The organism is Mesorhizobium sp. WSM4904, from assembly GCF_029674545.1.
In the GTDB taxonomy this organism is placed as follows: Bacteria; Pseudomonadota; Alphaproteobacteria; order Rhizobiales; family Rhizobiaceae; genus Mesorhizobium.
In genome coordinates this window covers 3111247-3130249 of record NZ_CP121354.1, presented here as the reverse complement: position 1 = coordinate 3130249, position 19003 = coordinate 3111247, and the positions used below count along the sequence as shown (strand labels likewise).

The 19003-nt window shown below is 64.6% G+C and carries 14 protein-coding genes; 6 read left to right on the top strand and 8 right to left on the bottom strand.

The window, feature by feature from the left end; genetic code table 11:
* Nucleotides 1–233: 233 nt before the first annotated feature.
* The 5 genes from QAZ47_RS15025 (at nucleotide 234) to QAZ47_RS15005 (ending at nucleotide 7013) form a co-directional block, all read left to right on the top strand.
* Nucleotides 234–1373, top strand: coding sequence for an efflux RND transporter periplasmic adaptor subunit (locus tag QAZ47_RS15025; protein ID WP_278207541.1), 1140 nt, complete (start codon nucleotides 234–236; stop codon nucleotides 1371–1373).
* Nucleotides 1370–2944, top strand: coding sequence for an FAD-dependent monooxygenase (locus tag QAZ47_RS15020; protein WP_278207540.1), 1575 nt, complete (start codon nucleotides 1370–1372; stop codon nucleotides 2942–2944). The genes QAZ47_RS15025 and QAZ47_RS15020 overlap by 4 nt, the downstream gene beginning before the upstream one ends.
* A 116-nt stretch (nucleotides 2945–3060) precedes the next feature.
* Nucleotides 3061–6165 (top strand): efflux RND transporter permease subunit, encoded by a 3105-nt coding sequence (locus QAZ47_RS15015; protein WP_278207539.1) that lies wholly within the window; start codon nucleotides 3061–3063, stop codon nucleotides 6163–6165.
* Nucleotides 6166–6237: 72 nt separating this feature from the next.
* A complete protein-coding gene (locus tag QAZ47_RS15010) occupies nucleotides 6238–6651 on the top strand; it encodes a hypothetical protein (protein ID WP_278207538.1) in 414 nt (137 codons plus the stop codon).
* A gap of 35 nt (nucleotides 6652–6686) precedes the next feature.
* Nucleotides 6687–7013 carry a hypothetical protein gene (locus QAZ47_RS15005; protein WP_278233632.1) on the top strand — a complete coding sequence of 109 codons (327 nt, stop codon included), beginning with the start codon at nucleotides 6687–6689 and terminating at the stop codon, nucleotides 7011–7013.
* Here QAZ47_RS15005 and QAZ47_RS15000 read toward each other — a convergent pair.
* From QAZ47_RS15000 to QAZ47_RS14980, 5 genes are all read right to left on the bottom strand, one after another.
* Nucleotides 6989–8524, bottom strand: coding sequence for a winged helix-turn-helix domain-containing protein (locus QAZ47_RS15000; RefSeq protein WP_278207536.1), 1536 nt, complete (start codon nucleotides 8522–8524; stop codon nucleotides 6989–6991). The two genes, QAZ47_RS15005 and QAZ47_RS15000, sit on opposite strands and share 25 nt — an antisense overlap.
* Before the next feature lie 819 nt (nucleotides 8525–9343).
* On the bottom strand, nucleotides 9344–10117 hold the full coding sequence (locus QAZ47_RS14995; RefSeq protein WP_278207535.1) for an SDR family NAD(P)-dependent oxidoreductase: 774 nt from the start codon (nucleotides 10115–10117) through the stop codon (nucleotides 9344–9346).
* Between the two features lie 17 nt (nucleotides 10118–10134).
* Entirely contained in the window at nucleotides 10135–10944 is an 810-nt protein-coding gene (locus QAZ47_RS14990) for an NmrA family NAD(P)-binding protein (RefSeq protein WP_278233631.1), read from the bottom strand.
* A gap of 70 nt (nucleotides 10945–11014) precedes the next feature.
* A complete protein-coding gene (locus tag QAZ47_RS14985) occupies nucleotides 11015–11905 on the bottom strand; it encodes an SDR family oxidoreductase (protein ID WP_278207532.1) in 891 nt (296 codons plus the stop codon).
* Nucleotides 11906–11946: 41 nt separating this feature from the next.
* A complete protein-coding gene (locus QAZ47_RS14980; RefSeq protein ID WP_278207531.1) occupies nucleotides 11947–12687 on the bottom strand; it encodes an SDR family oxidoreductase in 741 nt (246 codons plus the stop codon).
* A 110-nt stretch (nucleotides 12688–12797) separates the two neighbouring features.
* Here QAZ47_RS14980 and QAZ47_RS14975 point away from each other — a divergent pair, with 110 nt between their 5' ends.
* Nucleotides 12798–13679 (top strand): LysR family transcriptional regulator, encoded by an 882-nt coding sequence (locus QAZ47_RS14975; protein ID WP_278207530.1) that lies wholly within the window; start codon nucleotides 12798–12800, stop codon nucleotides 13677–13679.
* Between the two features lie 695 nt (nucleotides 13680–14374).
* Here the strand turns inward: QAZ47_RS14975 and QAZ47_RS14970 are convergent.
* The 3 genes from QAZ47_RS14970 to QAZ47_RS14960 form a co-directional block, all read right to left on the bottom strand.
* The gene (locus QAZ47_RS14970; protein ID WP_278207529.1) at nucleotides 14375–15352 is read right to left on the bottom strand and encodes a hypothetical protein; all 978 of its coding nucleotides are present in this window, start codon (nucleotides 15350–15352) and stop codon (nucleotides 14375–14377) included.
* A 1508-nt stretch (nucleotides 15353–16860) separates the two neighbouring features.
* Complete coding sequence (locus QAZ47_RS14965; protein WP_278207528.1) at nucleotides 16861–18300, bottom strand: hypothetical protein; 1440 nt, start codon at nucleotides 18298–18300, stop codon at nucleotides 16861–16863.
* Between the two features lie 105 nt (nucleotides 18301–18405).
* On the bottom strand, nucleotides 18406–19002 hold the full coding sequence (locus QAZ47_RS14960) for a hypothetical protein (RefSeq protein WP_278207527.1): 597 nt from the start codon (nucleotides 19000–19002) through the stop codon (nucleotides 18406–18408).
* Between the last annotated feature and the right edge of the window lies 1 nt (nucleotide 19003).

Here is a 19003-nt window from a genome sequence, read left to right as displayed (position 1 = left end):
GGATGATCTGGCTAAATAGCCGACAGCCTTCACCTCAATAGCGCTCCGAACTCGTCATCGGCAAAACATCGGAAAATCTTCAGAAACCGTTCGGGATTTCGCGCCGCCGAAATCGCAAAACGTTCTGGCCGGCGCATGAGAGAGCCGAAACACCGTTTTCTCCCGCAGCCGGCACGATTTTCAGCCTGCCGCGTCCTCCCAAGCGCGGCCGCACCCTTGCGCATGGAGACAACATGATTGCCGCACTCTTTGATAACAAGCCGCTCAGGCGCCGCCTCGTCGCCGGCTCGATCGCCGCCCTGGCCTGCGGCGCCGCCATAGTCTGGCATGGTGCGAGAAGCGAGGCATCGAACGCGGCGCCGGCGACTCCCGAGACGAAGCTCGTCAAGGCTGTCGCGGTCTCGCCGACCAGCAACGCCGAGATTCGCGTCGCGATCGGTGAGATCAAGCCGCGGCTGGAGAGCGATCTCGGCTTTCGCGTTTCCGGCAAGCTCATCCAGCGCATCGGCGAGATCGGCGCGATGGTGAAGAAGGGCGAGGTCCTGGCCCGCATCGACGACCAGGATTATCGCAACCAGCTTGCCAGCGCCGACGCCGACGTTGCAGCGGCCGAGGCGGTGCTGGTCGAAGCCAGGGCTGCCGAGGCACGCATCGGCGCCCTGCTCGCCAGGGGGTTCACCACCCGCGCCAACCACGATGCGACGCTGAAGAATTTGCGCTCGGCCGAAGCGAAGCTGAAATCGGCGAACATCGCCTTCGCCATGGCCAAGGACCAACTCGGTTACACCGAGCTTCGGGCTGAGTTCGACGGCATAGTTACCGCCACCGGCGCCGAAGCCGGCCAGTCCGTCAATGTCGGCCAAATGGTGGCGCGCGTCGCCGACCCGAAGAGCCGCGACGCGGTGTTCTCGATCGCGGAAGCCGCCTTTGCCAACACGCCCGATACGCGGCATCCGCCGAGGGTGACGGTCTCTCTGCTCAGCAACCCGGCGGTCACCGCGATCGGCCCGGTGCGCGAAATCGCGCCGATGGCCGATGCCGCCACCCGCACTTTCCAGGTCAAGGTCTCGCTCGAGAATGCGCCGGACGAGATGCGCTTCGGCGCAAGTGTCGCCGGCCGGGCCGAGATCGCCAGCGCGCCGGTGGTGTTGCTGCCGGGCAGGGCGCTGTTCGATAAGGACGGCCAGCCGGCCGTCTGGGTCGTCAGCGCCGCGTCGGCCGTCGAGCTCAAACCCGTCACCGTTGCCCGCTACGAGACCGACCGCGTCGTCGTCAGCGACGGGCTCGCCAGGGGCGACCGGGTCGTCACCGCCGGCGTAAACCGGCTGCGGGAACACGAAAAAGTCCGTATCGTTGAGGGAGAAGAAAAATGACCATTGCTAACACCAAGGTCCTCATCGCCGGCGCCGGCCCGACCGGGCTGACGCTCGCGCTCTGGCTGACCAAGCTCGGCGTCCCGGTGCGCATTTTCGACAAGGCCGCCGCTCCCGGCGAAACCTCCAGGGCGCTGGCCGTCCAGGCGCGCACGTTGGAGTTCCACCGCCAGATCGGCATCGTCGATGACGTGCTTGCCGCGGGCGTGAAGATCGAGCAGCTCACCGTGCACACGCCGGCTGGAGTCGCAGCGCGGTTGCCGCTGTCGGATTTCGGCCGCGGCATCAGCCCCTATTCCTTCGCCTTCGCGCTACCCCAGGACATCCACGAACGCGTGCTGATCACGCATCTGGAACGCGCCGGCGTCGAGGTCGAGCGCGGCATCGAGCTAGTCGCTTTCCAGGACAAGGGCCACGCCGTCATTGCGACACTGAGCAAACAGGGCAAGACCGAAACCGTCGTCGCCGATTACCTCGCCGGTTGCGACGGTGCCCACAGCACGGTGCGACACGAGCTGAACATCGGCTTTCCCGGCGGCGCCTATGAGCAATCCTTCTATGTCGCCGACGTGAAAGGCCGGGGCGAGATCACCCGCAATGGCATGGACACGACGATCAGCATCTATGGTTTCGCCATCGTCATGCCGGTGAGGCAGTCGGGCTCGATCCGGCTGATCGGCATCGTGCCGAAGGCGCATGAGGCGGACGAGACCATCAGCTTCGAGGCGATCCGCGCCGATGTCGAGCGCGACACCGGCGTCACCGTGGACGAGGTCAATTGGTTCTCGACCTACCGCGTCCACCACCGTGTCGCCGAGAATTTTCGCGTCGGCCGCGTCTTCCTCTGCGGCGATGCCGGTCACATCCACAGCCCGGCCGGCGGCCAGGGCATGAACACCGGCATGGGCGACGCGGTGAACCTCGCCTGGAAGCTGGCCGCCGTCGTGCAAGGCCGGGCCGATGCCCGCTTGCTCGACAGCTACGAGCCGGAGCGTATCGCCTTTGCTCACAAGTTGATCGAGAGCACGGATACGGCTTTTCGTTTCATCACCAGCCGCTCACTGCTCATCGGCCTGTTCCGGCGCTATGCGATGCCGAAGATCCTGAACATCGCACTGCACACCTCGATCGGCTCGCGCGCCTTCTTCGGGCTCATCTCGCAGGCGGCGATCCAGTACCGGGCCAGCCCGATCAGTTCGGGCACGGCCGGCAAGGTGAGCGGGGGCGACCGCCTGCCCTATGTGCCGACACTAGGCAGCGACAATTTCGAGCCGCTGCGCTCGCTCGACTGGCAGGTGCATGTCTATGGCGAGGTGAACGCCGAGTTCCGGGCGATGTTGGCGTCGACCGGCATTCCGGTTCATGCCTTCGGCTGGTCGGAGAGCGCGGGGAAAGCCGGCCTGGAGCGCGACGCCGCCTATCTGGTGAGACCGGACGGCCATGTCGCGCTGGCCTCGCCTGTACAGGAGGCGGCCGGCTTCCAGCGCTATCTCGCCGGTCTCGCCATCAGGCCGAGGACGGCGGAGCGCGCGCCGTACCGCGTGCCCGGCACCATGCACAGCCTGGCCTGACCAACGACAGCGCCCGCCAAATAGCGGGCGCTGAGTTGAACCCAACCGTCATTTGTTTTGGCCAGCCGGCGGAAGCCGGCGGAACGCGCCTTCGCGCGCGCTGAGAGGGATTTGTCATGACCAGCTTCAATCTTTCCGAATGGGCGCTGCGCCACCGCAGCTTCATCGTCTACCTGATGATCGCGGCCGCCCTTGCCGGCCTCTATGCCTATCGCGGCCTCGGCCGCGAGGAGGACCCGCCCTTCACCATCAAGACTATGGTGGTGAAGACGCTGTGGCCGGGCGCCAGCACCAGCGAGACGGTCGAGCAGATCACCGACCGCATCGAGAAGAAGCTCGAGGAGCTGCCCGACCTCGACTACGTCAAGAGCTACACCAAGCCCGGCGAATCCGTGGTCTTCGTCAACCTGAAGGACACGGTTGCCGACGATCAGGTGCAGCCGCTCTGGTACCAGGTGCGCAAGAAGCTCAACGACATCAAGCCGACACTGCCATCCGGCGTGCAGGGTCCGTTCTTCAACGACGAGTTCGGCGACACCTATTCGCTGATCTACGCGCTCACCTCCGACAGCCTCAGCCATCGCGAACTGAAGGATATGGCCAGCAGCCTGCGCGCCGGCCTGCTCACCGTGAAGGACGTCGCCAAGGTCGACCTGATCGGCCAGCAGGACGAGAAAATCTATCTCGAATTCTCCACGCAGAAGGTCGCGGCCCTCGGCCTCGATGTCGGCATGCTGACGCAGGCGCTGCAGGCGCAGAACGCGCTGACGCCAAGCGGCACCGTCGACGCAGGCCCGGAGCGCATAGCCATTCGCGTTTCGGGTTCCTTCACCTCGGAAGAGAGCCTGAAGGCGATCAACTTCTACGCCAACGGCCATTACTTCCGCCTGGGCGACGTCGCTGACGTCAAGCGCGCCTATTCCGACCCGCCGCAGCCGATGTTCCGCTTCAACGGCAAGCCTGCCGTCGGCATCGCGGTGTCGATGACGGCGGGCGGCGACGCGCTGGCGCTGGGCGAGAACGTCAAGGAGAAGAAGCATGAGATGGAAGCCGAGCTGCCGCTCGGCGTCGAGCTCGGTCTGGTCGCGGACCAGTCGCATGTCGTCGAAGAATCCGTCGGCGAGTTCACCAAGAGCCTCGGCGAAGCGATCGCCATCGTGCTTGCCGTCTCACTCCTGGCCCTCGGCTGGCGTCCCGGCGTCGTCGTGGCGGTCGCCATCCCGCTGGTTCTGGCGATCACCTTCGTCACCATGGAGTATTTCGGCATCTCCTTGCAGCGCATCTCGCTCGGCGCGCTGATCATCGCGCTCGGCCTCCTGGTCGACGACGCCATGATCGCGGTCGAGATGATGATTGCTCGCATGGAGGAAGGCTACGACAAGATCTCGGCCGCCACCTATGCCTATACGTCGACCGCCTTCCCGATGCTGACCGGCACGGTGGTGACGATCGCCGGCTTCGTGCCGGTCGGCTTCGCCAAGAGCGGCGCCGGCGAATACTGCTTCTCGCTGTTCGCGGTGGTCGCCATCGCGCTCGTCGTCTCCTGGGTGGTGGCGGTGCTGTTCACCCCGCTCACCGGCGTCTTCCTTTTGCCCGACCGCATCAAGGGCCATGGCGGCAGCCATCAGCCGTCGCGCATCGCCCGCGGCTTTCAGGCGATGCTTGAAATGGCGATGCGGGCAAAATGGCTTGTGCTGTCGGCGACCGCCGGGCTGTTCGCGCTTTCGGTCGTGGCGATGGGCTTCGTCGGCCAGGAGTTCTTCCCGAAGTCCGACCGGCCTGAGGTCATGCTCGACCTCACGTTGCCGCGCACCGCTTCGATCAAGGCGACGGATGCCGTGGTGGAGCGCGTCGAGAAGCTGCTCGCTTCCGATCCCGACATCGACCATTGGAGCTTCTATGTCGGCCAGGGCGCGGTGCGCTTCTACTTGCCGCTCGACGCACAGCTCGCCAACGACTTCTTCGCCCAGGCGGTGGTGGTCACCAAGGGCCACGCCGTGCGCCAAGCGGTCATCGACCGCCTGGAGAAGGAGCTTTCGACCGGCTTCGACGATGTCATGGCCCGCGTCACGCCGCTGGAGCTTGGCCCGCCGGTCGGCTGGCCGCTGAAGTTCCGCGTCTCGGGTCCGGACCCGGACAAGACGCGGAGCCTCGCGCAGCAGTTCGCGCAAGTGCTCGGCAGCGACGCAGCGGTACGCAACATCAACTACGACTGGAACGAGCCGGCCAAGGTCATCAAGGTCGAGGTCGACCAGGACCGGGCGCGTGCGCTGGGCATCTCCTCGCAGCAGCTTTCGGAGACGATCAACGCAGTGCTGTCGGGCTCGACGATCACGCAGATGCGCGACGACACCTACCTTGTCGACATCGTCGCCCGCGCCGTGGATTCGGAACGCGCCAGCATCGACACGCTGCGCGGCCTGACGATCAGCGCTTCGGGTGGACGGCGTGTGCCCCTCGAACAGGTGGCGAAGCTCAGCTACCAGACCGAGCCGCCGCTGATCTGGCGCCGCGGCCGGCTGCCGACCGTGACCGTCCAGGCCGACGTCGCGCCCGGCGAGAACGCCACCGTCGTCTCGAAGCGGCTGGAGAAGGCGATCGCCACCTTCAAGGCGGAGTTGCCGGCGCGCTACAGCGTCGAACAGGGCGGCGTGATCGAGGACAGCGCCAAGGCGCAGGCCAGCATCTTCGTGGTCTTCCCGCTGATGCTGTTCATCATGGCGACGGTGCTGATGATCCAGCTGATGAGCTTCCAGCGCCTGGTGCTGGTGCTGCTCACCGCTCCGCTAGCCATCATCGGCGTCGCCGGCGCGCTGCTCATCTCCGGCGCACCGATGGGCTTCGTCGCGATCCTCGGCGTGATGTCGCTGATCGGCATGGTGATCCGCAACTCGGTCATCCTGATCGCGCAGATCGACCAGCACATTGCCTCCGGCGAAGAGCCTTGGGCCGCGGTGATCAGCGCCACCACGCATCGGCTGCGGCCCATCCTGCTTACGGCGGCGGCAGCCATCCTCGGCATGATCCCGATCGCACCGACGGTGTTCTGGGGACCGATGGCTTACGCCGTGATGGGCGGGCTGATGGTGGCCACCGTGCTGACGCTGGTCTTCCTGCCGACGCTCTACGTCACCTGGTTCGGCATCAAGGCGCCGGCTGAGACCATCGCTGCGGCCGACCAGGCGACAGTCGCTGCCGAACCGGAGGCAATAGCGGCCTGAGCCTACTACCCAACCCGAGTTGTCACGGCGGCAGCACCGCCGTGGCAACCCCCAACCTGAAAGGAAACGGCTATGCCCCCCTTCTACGGAAATCTGCTTGTTCGCTTCAACGCCGGCTTCCTGATGCTGGCCTCGGCGGGCGGGCTCTTCACCGATATCGCCGGCTCCTTCTTCGGGCGCGGCCCGGAAGCGATCCTGCTCGGCGATGCGCCCGGCACCGGCATCGGCTTCATCGAGGCGCACGGGCTTGCGCTGATCGTTGGCGTGGCGCTCTGGCGCATCGCCTACTCCCGCAACTGGCACGCCGTGCTGGCTGCCGTGCATGTACTGCTCGGAACGGCAAATCTGCTGTTCTGGCAGTTCTTCATCGCCGCCGACGTGCTCGTCGTCGGCTACGTCACAACCGCGGCGCACTTTCTGTTCGTGGTTGCTCACCTGGCGGCACTGGCGGGTTCGGCCCGGCTTTCCGCTGCATCCTCCCACTAGACTTCAACCCAACATCTGGAGAAACGGAAGTGTCCATGAAATCCTTGAAGAAATACCGCTCCGCGGCAGCCCTGCTTGCCTTGGCACTCACCACCGTCGAGATCGTCAGCAGCGCCGTGCCGGCGCTGTCGCTGGTCAGCGCCGCTGAGGCCCGCATCGGCGCGCCTTGGACGCCGCGCAGCGCCGCCGGCGTCGCCCGCCGCACGACCACCTGGCGCGTGCTGCGGCACACCACCGCCTGGGTCGCCACGCTGCCTGCCGGCTGCGTCCGCAAGAAGGTCAACGGCTTCGACGTCTGGCGCTGCGGCGGCACCTACTATCGTGCCTATCAGGGCCGCTACATCGTGGTCGTGGCCGATTGATCGGCCCCGGATATAGTCTCGCCGAGGGCAAGCCTGACGCCTTCGGCGAGATGCTCGGCATCGGCCCGGTTCTCGAACGGCACGCCGCGCAACGCATAATCGAGCGGCGAGAACGGATCGCCCTCCTCGATGAGGGCGATCTGCCGCTTCGCCTTCTCCATCTCGCCCATCTGGGCATAGCAGGCCGCCAGCCGCGTGCGGATCCACGGGGCCGGCCGCGTCGCCAATTCCAGCGCGTCGGCCGCCTGCCGGTATTCCCCCATCATATAGAGCGCCAGCGCGCGGTCGAACTGGTACCAGTGCGGGTGCAAGGGATCGATGCGGATGCCGCGCGCCAGCCAGGTCAGCGCCTCCAGCGGCCGCCCGCGCATGGTGAGCAGCATGCCCATCTGCTCGATGCTATCGGCATCGTAAGGATTCAGCTGCAGCGCGATGCGCATGTGATGCTCGGCTGCCTCGTGGTCGCGCATATAGAGGCGGATCAGCGACTGCACGCGATGTCCCGTCGGCTGGTCCGGCGACAGCGCCAGGCCCTTGTCGGCAAGGTCGCGCGCACTTTCCAGAACCGCGTCGCTCGCGCGCCCGAATTCCCCGTCCAAGGACCGCACGAGAGCGAGATAGGTATAGGCCAGCCCGTAGTTCGGATCCTTCGCGATCGCCGCCTCGAACAGGGCTTCGGCGCCTCGCTGGTCGGTCTGGGCGGGATCGCGCAGCATGGCAAAGCCGCGCAGCAGAAGCTCATAGGCGGCAAGGCTGGTGACCGGCTTGCGTGATGCCTGCTCCAGCCCGGCATTGGCGACGCGCGTGACCAGCCGGCTGACGATCTGCTCGACGATCTCGCGCTCTATCGCGAACAGCCCTTCCCCCTGCGACTGAAAACGGTCGCCCCAGAGCTGGCTGGCGGTGGCGATGTCGACCAGGCTGACGGCGACCACGACATGCTCGCCCTGGCGGCGCAGCGAGCCTTCGACGAGATAGTCGGCGCCGATGCGGGCGCGGATCTGCGGCCACTCGGCGCGGCCGAACGATGTGAAGGAGAAGCTGGAATTGCGTGCCAGCACCGTGACCGTGCCGAAGCGCGCGACGCCGTTGATCAGGTCCTCGGCGAAGCCGTCGACCATCGCCTCGTCGGCCGGGTCGCCGCTCTCATTGCGGAAGCGCACCACGGCTACGATCGGCTGGGTGCTGATCTCGGGCGCCGCCTCGGCCTCCGCGGCCAGCATATAACCGCGCTTGGAGACGGTGCGGACCATGTCGTCGCCCAGAACCTTGCGGATTTCGCGCACCGACTGGGTCAGCGAATCCTCCGTGACGTAGACGCCCGGCCAGACGACGTCCATCAGTTCTGATTTGGGCACGACACGGCCCATGTTGCGCGCGAGATGGGAAAGCAACGCATAGGCTTTCGGTCGCAGGAACAGCGGCTCGCCGACGCCGCGCAGCGTACCCATGGCAAGGTCGAGCGTGAACCCGCCAAACCGAAAGACCTGATCGGCCGTCGCCGTCGTCATCGGGCCACCCTTTGCTGCACGCGGTAGTCACTGCCCATCGATTTCCACCCGATGCAGGTGCGCATTGGCATTATCGCCCAGTCCGCAATTCCAATCAAATTGGGTGCCGGCGCTCATCGACCGGAAGCCTGCAGCCACAAGACTTCAGCCCCAAACGCGACAATGAAGCTATAAACGTCCGGTTTTGGGGGGCGACTGGCTACTTCGAATGGCTGAAACTGAGGCGCAAAGCGGACACGCCTTTACGCACCCGTTCTACGCCATAGTGCTCCCGCCATTCGAAAGCACTTTACTTGATCCGGGATGTGGGCGCAGATCGCGTCTGCCGGATCAGAGATGGAGATCGTTAGCCGAACTAGGAGCCAGATATGGACAGGAAGGCAACGCGCTCGGCAGCGAAAATCGCTGCCGAAATTACGCTATTGTCGCCGTTCCTCTACTCCCACTCGATTATTCGGGGCCAAGCTAACCATCTGATTTTCCGTATGAAAATATTTTTCAGCGCAATTAGTACCGTCTTCGAGCCCGTCAGAAAACGACGCTACCGATTTTGCTCAGGAATTGGTCCGAACCACCAATCGCGGTCTATCGCCAACTATCGACATTAGAACTGTGTTTTCCCTGTCGATGAATGACGCACGAGAGCCGGATAAAGTACCGTCAGCGTCCATCTTAGTCGGCTCTACGACGGAGAGAAATCTCCGTCGAACACGACGCCGCATCCAAGCTTCCCTTCAAAAAGCTTGCTAATTGGCTCGCCGAAGCAACCCACCGCAACCCGTCGGGCTGTCCCAAGCTGATCGCAGCGAAACCCGCGCGTCAGGCCGGGAAATCGACACCCGACAACTCTCCGCATCTCCGCAGAAGGCGATCTTGAAGAGCGACGTCGGAGGCCTCGGGGTTCGCGACGCGGTGGCGCTGATGATAGAAATATTCACCGGTGGCGCGCGCAGCGGCATCGTCGCTGACGGCGAGCCACGCTTGCGTTCGATGCGCCTTGTCCATGTCGTCCGGCGCGCCCGGCCCACCCATTCGGGTCGGCACCCAGCCCGGTTCGAGCGCATTCGACACCACGTCCGGCCACCGGCGAGCGACCGCGAAGGCGAGTAGGACGTCGAGCAACTTACTCTCCGCATAGGCCGTGGACCCATCCCAACGACGCTGCGTCCAAAGCATATCGTCCAGATTGGCGCTGGCATGGTGGTGCATGCCGGAACTCAGATAGACGAGACGGGATGGACGCTCCATCAGCGCAGTCAGGAGATAGGGCGCCATTACGTTGATCGCGAAGACGTGCGGCAGGCCATCCTCCGTCTCGACCCGTCGCGGCTCCCGGTAGCCGATCCCGACATTGTGGATCACGGCGTCGAACCGGCCCAGCCTGTTGGCGCTCTCAGCGAGCGCGCGCGTGCCCGCGATTGTCGCGACGTCGCCCTGGAGGACCGCTTCCGCACCGGGGAGCCCTCTGAGAGCGACATCGGCGCGTTGCGCATTGCGCGCGTGAAGGACCACCTGATGGCCTTGCTCCACAAGGAGCTGACCCGCCATCAGGCCGAGGCCCTCTGAAGATCCGGTGATGAAGACTCTTGCCATCTTACTTCTCCTTTCCGTCAGCGCCGCTCGACGAGCGCGCGGACCACATCGTCGAGCGAGGTCATCCCGGTGCGCTGCTCTGCGGAGCCGCCCTCGAACACGATCCAGTCGTTGTTGAACCCGTCGAGCATCGCCATCCGCCCTTCGGAATGCTTCATCCCCTCGTTCCGGAATCGCGCTTCCCAGGTGTCGCGCGGGACAGCATCGATGGCGACGTCCGTGCCGAGGGCTCGGCTGAAGGCGTCCGCAATATCCTGCGCGCTGACCTTGCCGGGACCGCGCAGCTCGACGGTCCGAGCGCCCTGCCATGTCTGGCCCAGCAGGTCCGCCGCCACGGCGCCGATGTCGCGCACCGCAACCATGTCGATGCCGTGATCCAAGGGCTGAAGGAAGCTATGGATGCGCCCCTTACGAGCGTCCGGCACGTCCCAAGCCGCATTTTCGAGAAACCAGGCCGGTCGCAGGAAGGCCACCGGAACCGGGACGCCGCGCAAGGCCTGTTCGACGATCCCGCCATCGTTGAGCAGGTTGAAACGCTCGATCTGCGCGCCGACGGTCGACAGAAAGACCGCTCGACCCGGCCGGCTTCTCTCCAGCGCCTCCGCAAAGGCCGCAGCGACCCGGCTTGTGTCCGGAAAGCCCGGCTCGCGATCGTAGTTCGGCGGATTCATGAGGAACACGCCCTTGGCGCCCTCCAGGGCGGCTCCGAGCGCGGCGGCGTCCGACGCGTTGGGCACGATCGCGATATTGCACCCGCGCTCCGCCCAGGCTGCTCCGCGCTGAGCGTCACGAACGACCGCTCGAACCGGCTGGCCGGTGGCGAGCAATTGCTCTGCCACCGCACCGCCGACCTGGCCTGTAATTCCAGTCACTACAAACATCGTCTTGTCTCCCGTCTCAGGCCGCGGGGTGCAGCAGATCGGACAGACCGACCCGATGCAGCATCTCGGCGCGGATACGGTCGATGACCGCGAAGCTCACATCGGCCCCATCCTGGGTCGGGTCATAGGTGACCCGGAACGGGCGCTTGCCGAACGGCGTGTCGACGATGTCGACGATCGCATCGGCCACGCCTTGCACGTCGGCGTTGTCGGGCACGATATTGGCGAAGGCCTTCTGCACCCGCTCGCCGAACCCCTTGTAGGGGCCGTCATTCTCGTACTCGGCGAGACGGTCCTTGTCGGCGGGGCTGCCGGCGTTGGCGAAATGATTGGTGCCTTTGGTGAAGGCGCCCGGCACGATGATCGAAGTCTCGATGCCGAAGCGGGCCAGCTCGCGGGCATACTGGACGGCGAGCGTGTCCATGGCCGCCTTCGCCGCAAAATAGGGCGAGAGGTAAGGCGGCGTGCCGCCGGCGACGCTCGAGCTCGACACCCAAACCAGGAGGCCGCTCCTGGCCTTGCGCATGTGCGGCAGGACCGCGCGGTTGACGCGCTGAGTGCCGAGCACATTGACGTCGTATTGCTGGGCGAACTGATCGGGCGTGAAGCTCTCGGCCGGGCCGTACATCATGTGGCCGGCGTTGTGGACCAGCACGTCGATCCGGCCGCTTTCGGCGATGATCTTCGCGACGGCGGCGTTGGCCGAGTCCTCCGACTGCACGTCGAGCTCGATCGGGCGAATGTCGGTGTGCGGCATGGCGACCATGTCGGCGGCATTCTTAGCGTTCTTGCCGGCAACATCGCGCATCGAGGCGTAGACGGTATACCCGGCACGGGCGAGCGACTCGGCGGTCAGCCGGCCGAAGCCGCTCGACGCGCCGGTGATGAGAACGATCTTCTTGGTCATGACGAATTCCTTTCCTTGTCGGGGTTGAGTTGAGCGCGGGATCAGATGATTCCGCCGTTGGCGCGCAGCACCTGGCCGTTGATCCAGCCGCCGTCCGGGCCGGCGAGGAACGCGACCGCCGCGGCGATGTCTTCCGGCTGCCCCAGCCGCTCCAGCGGCGCGAGCTTGGTGAGCTGATCGATGACGGCCTGCGGCTTGCCGTCGAGGAACAGCGCCGTGGCCGTCGGCCCCGGGGCGATGGCGTTGACCGTGATGTTGCGGCCGCGCAGCTCCTTCGAGAGCACATGCGTCATGGCCTCGACGCCCGCCTTCGTCGCGGCATAGGCCGCATAGGTCGGCTGGTGGAGACCCACGACGCTGGACGACAGGTTGACGATCCGGCCGCCCTCGCGAAGGCGCTTTGCGGCCTCGCGCAGGGTGTTGAAGGTCCCCTTCAGATTGATCGCGACCTGCCGATCGAAGAGCGCGTCGTCACTGTCGGCGACCGTCGCCAGCTTCATGATGCCGGCGTTGTTCACCAGCACGTCGATGCCGCCGAATGCCGCCTGGGCCGCGTCGAACATGCGGGCGACCGCGGTCGGATCGCTGACATCGGCCTGCGCCGAGATCGCATGTCCGCCCTTGGCCTCGATGGCCTCGATCAGGGCGTCGGCCTCTCCGGCGCTGCCGGCATAGTTGATCACGACGGTGAAGCCATCCTTGGCGAGGCGCGTCGCGATCGCCGCACCGATCCCGCGCGAAGCGCCGGTGACGATCGCGACTTTGGTGTTGTCCGTATTCATTTCAGTTCTCCGTTTGGACGCTCGTCGTTGAGCGATGAGTGCTATTTGCCATTCCGAGAGAACGAGATAATCTACCTCAAAACAGCAACACTGTTCTGACAGAACAAACAATGGACCGCCTGGGCGCAATGCGCTTGTTCACGCGCGTGGTTGAACGCCGCAGCTTCACGGATGCCGCGCACGACCTCAGCATCCCGCGGTCGACCGCCACCCAGGTGATCCGTCAGCTTGAGGAACGCCTAGGTGTCCGGCTCCTGCAGCGCACGACCAGGACCGTGCGACCAACGCTGGACGGCGAAGCCTATTATCGGCGTTGCCTCGCCATCCTCGACGACATCGAGGACGCCGAGGGCGCGTTCAGGGGCGCAGTTCCCAGGGGCATGCTTCGTGTCGAGGTACAGGGCACCCTTGCCCGCCACTTCGTCATGCCTGGCATCCCGGACTTCATGGCCCGCTATCCCGGCATCGAGATCGCGATGAGCGAAAGCGACCGCTGGGTCGATGTCGTGCGCGAGGGCGTCGATTGCGTGCTGCGATACGGCGCGTCGCCCGACAGCGACCTGGTCACACGAACGATCGCGCAACTGCCGCGCATCACTTGCGCTTCGCCGGCCTATCTGGACCGTTTCGGGCGGCCTGGCTCACTCGATGAACTGGCCGGCCACCAGATGGTCGGCCTGCGATCCATCACCACCGGCACGCTGGCCCCGTTCGAGTTCGAGCGCCGGGACGGTACGACCGCAATCGAACTTCCCGCCCCCCTAACCGTCACCGGCACAGAGAGCTTCCTCGATGGCGTCCTGCTTGGGCTCGGCTTGGCCCAAATGCCCCTCTTCCACGTTGAGCCATACCTTGAATCCGGGCGGCTGGAGCGCGTACTGCACGACTACCCCCTCTCCAGCGGGCAGGTCTCTGTCCTCTACCCCCGCAGTCGGCAGCTCTCCCCGCGCGTCCGCCTGTTCATCGATTGGGTTGTCGGTCGGTTCGTCTAACTTGCTATTCGCTGACTCTCAGACAGACCTGCGGCGCCCATGTGGGGCGCCGCACACTCGCGGTGCTCAGCTGCGGTCTGTGGAGACGGCGACGTGTTTTTGAGCCTCCAGTTTGGCGAGGAAAGCGAATTGCCCACATCTGTTTCTGGGTGAGCGGCCGTTTGGTTCCCACCGTCTTTCCGGCATTCCAAGCTGCGCGCTCGCGACTAGCATCATCAAATTGAGAATGGCCCATGTGAGTTCTCCTCGGCCTTGATTGGCCGAGAAAGAAACGTCGCAGGACACTACCGCTCAGGGGCCGGCACTTGGCGGGCTGCTTTCGGACGGATTCGTCAGAAAGCAGCCGTTCCGGCTAGATCCGATTGTATTCGAGCTGCTGGTGACCTTGTGGTCTCGCCGGTCAGTCGCCTGCGACGGGCACTCTCTTCCTCGGATGAAGAGGGGTCGGCTGCGATCAATGCATGGGGACGAGGAAGTACCTCGGTCTACTCCTGCCTGTCGAAGGCAAGTACGCGAAGCGGGCTAGGCCCCAGCCAATGACCTCAACTGAGATTACCCGAGCGCTAGCAGAGAACGCCGCCGATGATCCGCATGATGGTAGCGTCTCGCGATCTTTGTCCTTGCGGGCCCTGCGACAGAAGATCGTGGCCGAAGGCGATGCCGCCGACAGATGCCAGCAAGACGTCGATCCCCTTTCATATGCTCGGCTGCGGCGCTGCCCCTGCCGGCCTTTCGCCGAAAGACGACATCGCCTTGTTCTTCAACTCGCGGAACTGGCGCGACGCTTCGGAGAGCCTGTGGTCCCATTCCGGGTTCGGCACTTGGCCCTCGATCGTCTTCAAATAGACCTGCATCAGCGAGGCGATGGCGAAGGGCTCCACAAAAGCCGCCTTGAGCGCCCAGGCGAGGACGATGGCCAGCACAAAGCTCCAGCCGCTGAACTGGCCCGGCATGAGATAGACGACCGCACCCGCGGGCGCCAGCATGAGCAGGAAGATGACGAAGGTGACGCCCCACAGGATCAGCGCCAGCCACACCGCGTTTTTCAACATCTTCGTGCCGTTCTGGGCGTAGAGCACAACGCCTTGGCGGGCGGTCTCGAAGGGCGAGGACGAGTCGATGCGGATGTTGTAGCCAAGGATGATTTCGTCGACATAGGTCAGCGAGATGCGGATTACTGTATTGGCGAAGCGCACCAGCCCGTCCAACCCCGGCAGGAAGGCGGCGATGCCGCCGAGCAGACCTGTGACGGCGCGGATCGCCCCCTTCACCAACTGGTCGACGACGAAAAGGAAGTTGGCCTCGGGGAAGCGCTGCCGGACGACCGCTTTCGCATAGGCGATCTGTCCCTGGCCGCCCGGCACGTCGCGGCCGTCCATCAGGTGCACCATGACAGCGATGTGGCCAGCCTTCAGCACATAGAGGATGTATTCGCGGATCCAGTAGATCGCGATGGAAACCAGCGCGAAACCGATGATGCCGCCATAGAAGGCCGTTCCTTCTGGCCCGCCGTCGGCGAAGATGTGGCCGACGCCCCAGCCGATGCCAGCGCCTGTGCCCGCCGCAGAGATGTAGGCGAGCGTCATGGCGAAATAGACGACCATGCGGAAAAGGATGAACGGCCATGTCCTGAGCATGATCGCCACGGATTTGCTGACCGAGAAATCCCACATCACCCTACCCTTTCCCAAAGAGACAAAGCAGCAAGATCGCTAGCGGCTTGCAGCACCGGGCGCTGAATGGCCCCTCCGAAGCACCCGCTTCCGCGGGCGGCGACGACAGCGATACCAAGCAGCACAGGCAGAAGCGGCGGAGCGATTTTCGAGAGTGACATTGGAATTCTCCGTTCGACCAAGGGGTTGCCGAGACCGCGGCGGCCAGTTGCTTGCCGAGCGTCCGACAGCCTTAGAAGCCTGGAGGGATACCTCCTTGGGCTCTCTCGGGGGCGCAGGTGACGTGGCCCTCTGGAAATAGCTTCTGCAATGAAGACCGAATCGATGCCTCCGCCTCAGGTGGAGTGCTGTCGCTGGAACAAACGTAGGGGGCCTCCTTCGCCTGGCTTGCAGCAAACGTTTTGAAGCGCGGCGGGCGCAGGGACTGCGCCACCTTGGTCAGCCTGAGCGGGAAATCCTTCCTTCGGTTCGCAGAACGCGCCGTATTTGTTCTTCTCCTTCAGGACCACATAGCCGGGCGGGCATGAGCGCTCGCCCTCGTTTCCGATGTCGACGTCTTTTTTCTTCTTCTTGCAGCAAGACCCGCCCGCGCGTCGCAGGGCTTGCGGGACTTGGTCAATCCTGCGGCGCCTCCAGGAAGGCAGGGCGGCTCACGTTCGGTTCCGTCACCCTCATTACCACCCTGCTGCCCGTCGGTACGCCTGTGCTTCTCGAGGGTGCCGCAGATCAACTGGCCGTTGCTGAACGTGCAGCCGAAGGTGGCGGCTCGTATCACCGGGGTGCTGTACGGCCCCTCGGCCGCGACCGCCTCCCCGGCGGTGACGAGCGCGATAGCAAACAGGACTGCCGGGAGCGGCCGAGCGACTTTCAGGGATGACATTTGGAATTTCTCCGTCCAGAGACTCCGCCAGGCCGCGAAGGGATCGCGGCGCGCTAGCTGTGAAAAGGGAACTCGACTTAGGAACGCGGCCGGCGCTCCCCGACGACGCTTTCGCGCCAGTCATTGCCGGGCACTGCTTATGCCGGTGCCATTTCCCCGAAGCCATCGTCGGTGCAAGAAAGTGCGAACGCGCTGCCTGTCCGGGAGTGGAACCCCGGACGACAGGCACTTCTCTCCATTGACAGCGCCGGCGTCTCCGCCGGGCATCAGACCGGCTTCAGAGCACGTGAAAGTCCTGCGTTGCACTGCGCTGGGCAATTGCTCCGCGTTCGGTGTCAACGTCGGATTCGGCAATCGGCGATCCGGCACGCAAGAACGATAGTACCGGCCGGCAACATAGCCTGGCGGGCAGTCCCACGCCACCTCGATCGCCCGAACGGCGCTCGCCGCCGTCGATCCGGCCGGTACCAGTCCCGGCAACGAGGCAGCAGCAATTGTCGCCTGGTCGTCATTGCGGCTCCCATCATAACTGCTGGCCAGGGCGGGTGAACTCGCGAGCGGACCGATGCAGAGCATCACTGCGATTGCTTGAAGCGTTCTCATGATTTCGACCTCGCTTGCAATGCGGCTACTGCCGCGTTCCGTTCCAGTTGCCCTCGACCGCGTCGGGGTTGTTGCCAAAATTGTAGCTGCCTGCGAACGACTGGCCGTCAGCGGCGAGCGTGAACTTGCCGCTGCCTCGGGTGCCGTCCTTCTGGACCCAGGAGAAGCGCAGCACGTTGCCGCTCACCTTGCCGTTGATCTGCCCGGCGCTGCCGTCATCGCCCCGGTAGCGGCCGGAGACGCCGTTGCCGTTCTGCTGCAGCGAGAGGTCGTAGGCGACGTTGTCGGCATTGGCGCTCCAGCTTCCGCCGAAGCCGGCCGCTGCAGACGCCGATGCCTGCTTTTCTTTCGGCTTGGCGAATCCAGCCGCGCTCTTGGCAAAGCCGGCTGCCCCGCCGCCGAACTTCAGAAACCGGGCTGAGACGCAGCCGGACACCGGCGCGCTGATCCGGCACCAGCCATCGCCGCCGCTTGGCTTGTTTGCGATGATACCTGCAGCGCCGCCTGTCCCGCCGCACGGACCGGTCACCGACACAGCCTGGCCTTCCGGGACCGTGCCGGTCACCTGGCCATCGGGACCATTGCGCACGTTGAGCTTGTCCAGCCCCGGCTGGTTGATCACCACCGTCGCTGTCCCCCCGCCGCAGGAGCCGCCGGTCTGGTCACCACCGCCACCTGCATTGCCGGTGCCGCTGCCACAAGCGGCCAGCACATCGGATCGCGCCTTGGCTTCCATGTCCAGAAGCCGCATGTCGTCCTTGTGACTCATGCACCACTTGACGTGATCCTCCCCGCTCGAAGTCCATCGTGAGCCGGTGCCACCACAGCCGCGACTGCTGTTTTCCTTCTCGGCCTTAACGGCTGCCATCGCATAACGAACGCAAACTGTCCCCCACGGGATTTCGCCAGACGAAGTCGAGCACGCTCCCTGATCCCCGGCCCGGCAGGTATGCTTGATGGGCTTCTCCGGCGGCGGCGGCGGTGTCCCCGTAGTGACACAGGATGTGCCCGACCAATTCGCCGAAACAACCTGGTCGGATTTCCTTCGTGCCCTGACTCTGAAACAGTATGTGGTATTTGGCTCTACATCTTCGATCTTGAAGCCGACCATGTTGATTGGGCTGGTCGGCAGCTGGTTGGGCGTCGTGTGGTAATCGAAGGAGTAAGCGTTCCAATTGGCTCCAACCTCCCGAGGTAATGCCGACCTCCGTGGCGCATACTTGTTACCATTTTTGGTCATCTCAACTTCGAAGCCGACCAATTCGGGACGCACTCCGCCGATTGTAAAAACGGTTCCCGCCGTATTTTTCCATATCACGGTAATGCCAAGCCCCAACCCTCCATATATTTGCGGGTCTGTCGGCGTTCCCGGACGGTCGCGAGCGGACGCCGAGGTGGCGATTACTGCGCATGACATGATCACAAGACCGACGACCGATGTCCGCAGAACTGACATGAGAGGCATGATGCACTCCAAGATCGGTTGAATTGTTGTGTTGATAACCGCAGCGGAAATCCAGCCATGTGTCGTGGGGCGAAGCTCCCCTCTTCGCCTCTTCCCCAGATGGCGTCACTTTTCCAAAAGGCATTGGGCTGGAAGAGGCTCGACGGTCATCGCCCCGTCCGGCGCCCGACTTTCCCCCTCGTATCTGAGCCTGAGATCCACAAAGCCGTCCTCGCCGCTCGAATCGCCCTCGTCGGCGAGCAACCCGATCCTCAGTCCCGCCACGACATCGGCGCCTCCCGGCGCCGGATCGAGCTTCTGCAGGCACGCGTCGCGCGCGTTGAGGAACGCGTCCTTGTCGTCCGGCTTCGACGCCGGATCGCGGATTTGCTCGATGCATGCTTCAAGATCGGCGAGAGTTGGCAGCTTGACGCGGACATTGGCGGTGCCGTCGAGGGCCTCGCCGGCCTCACCCTGGATTGACGTGGAGGAGCGCTTAACAGCGATCGAAAAGTCGCCGAAAGGCCCGCTGACCGTAACCGGGCCGGCGTCGCCGCCTGCGTACGCAAACGTCATCGGCAGACTCCACTTAGGGTTCATGACATCGGCGCGCCCACATGTGAGCTTGAGGGCGGCGGCGAGCGTCTCGTCCGGCAGCAGGAGAACGCCAAACATTGCCAATGGCGGCAGGAATCGACTGATGGTGTTAACCGTCACGATCATG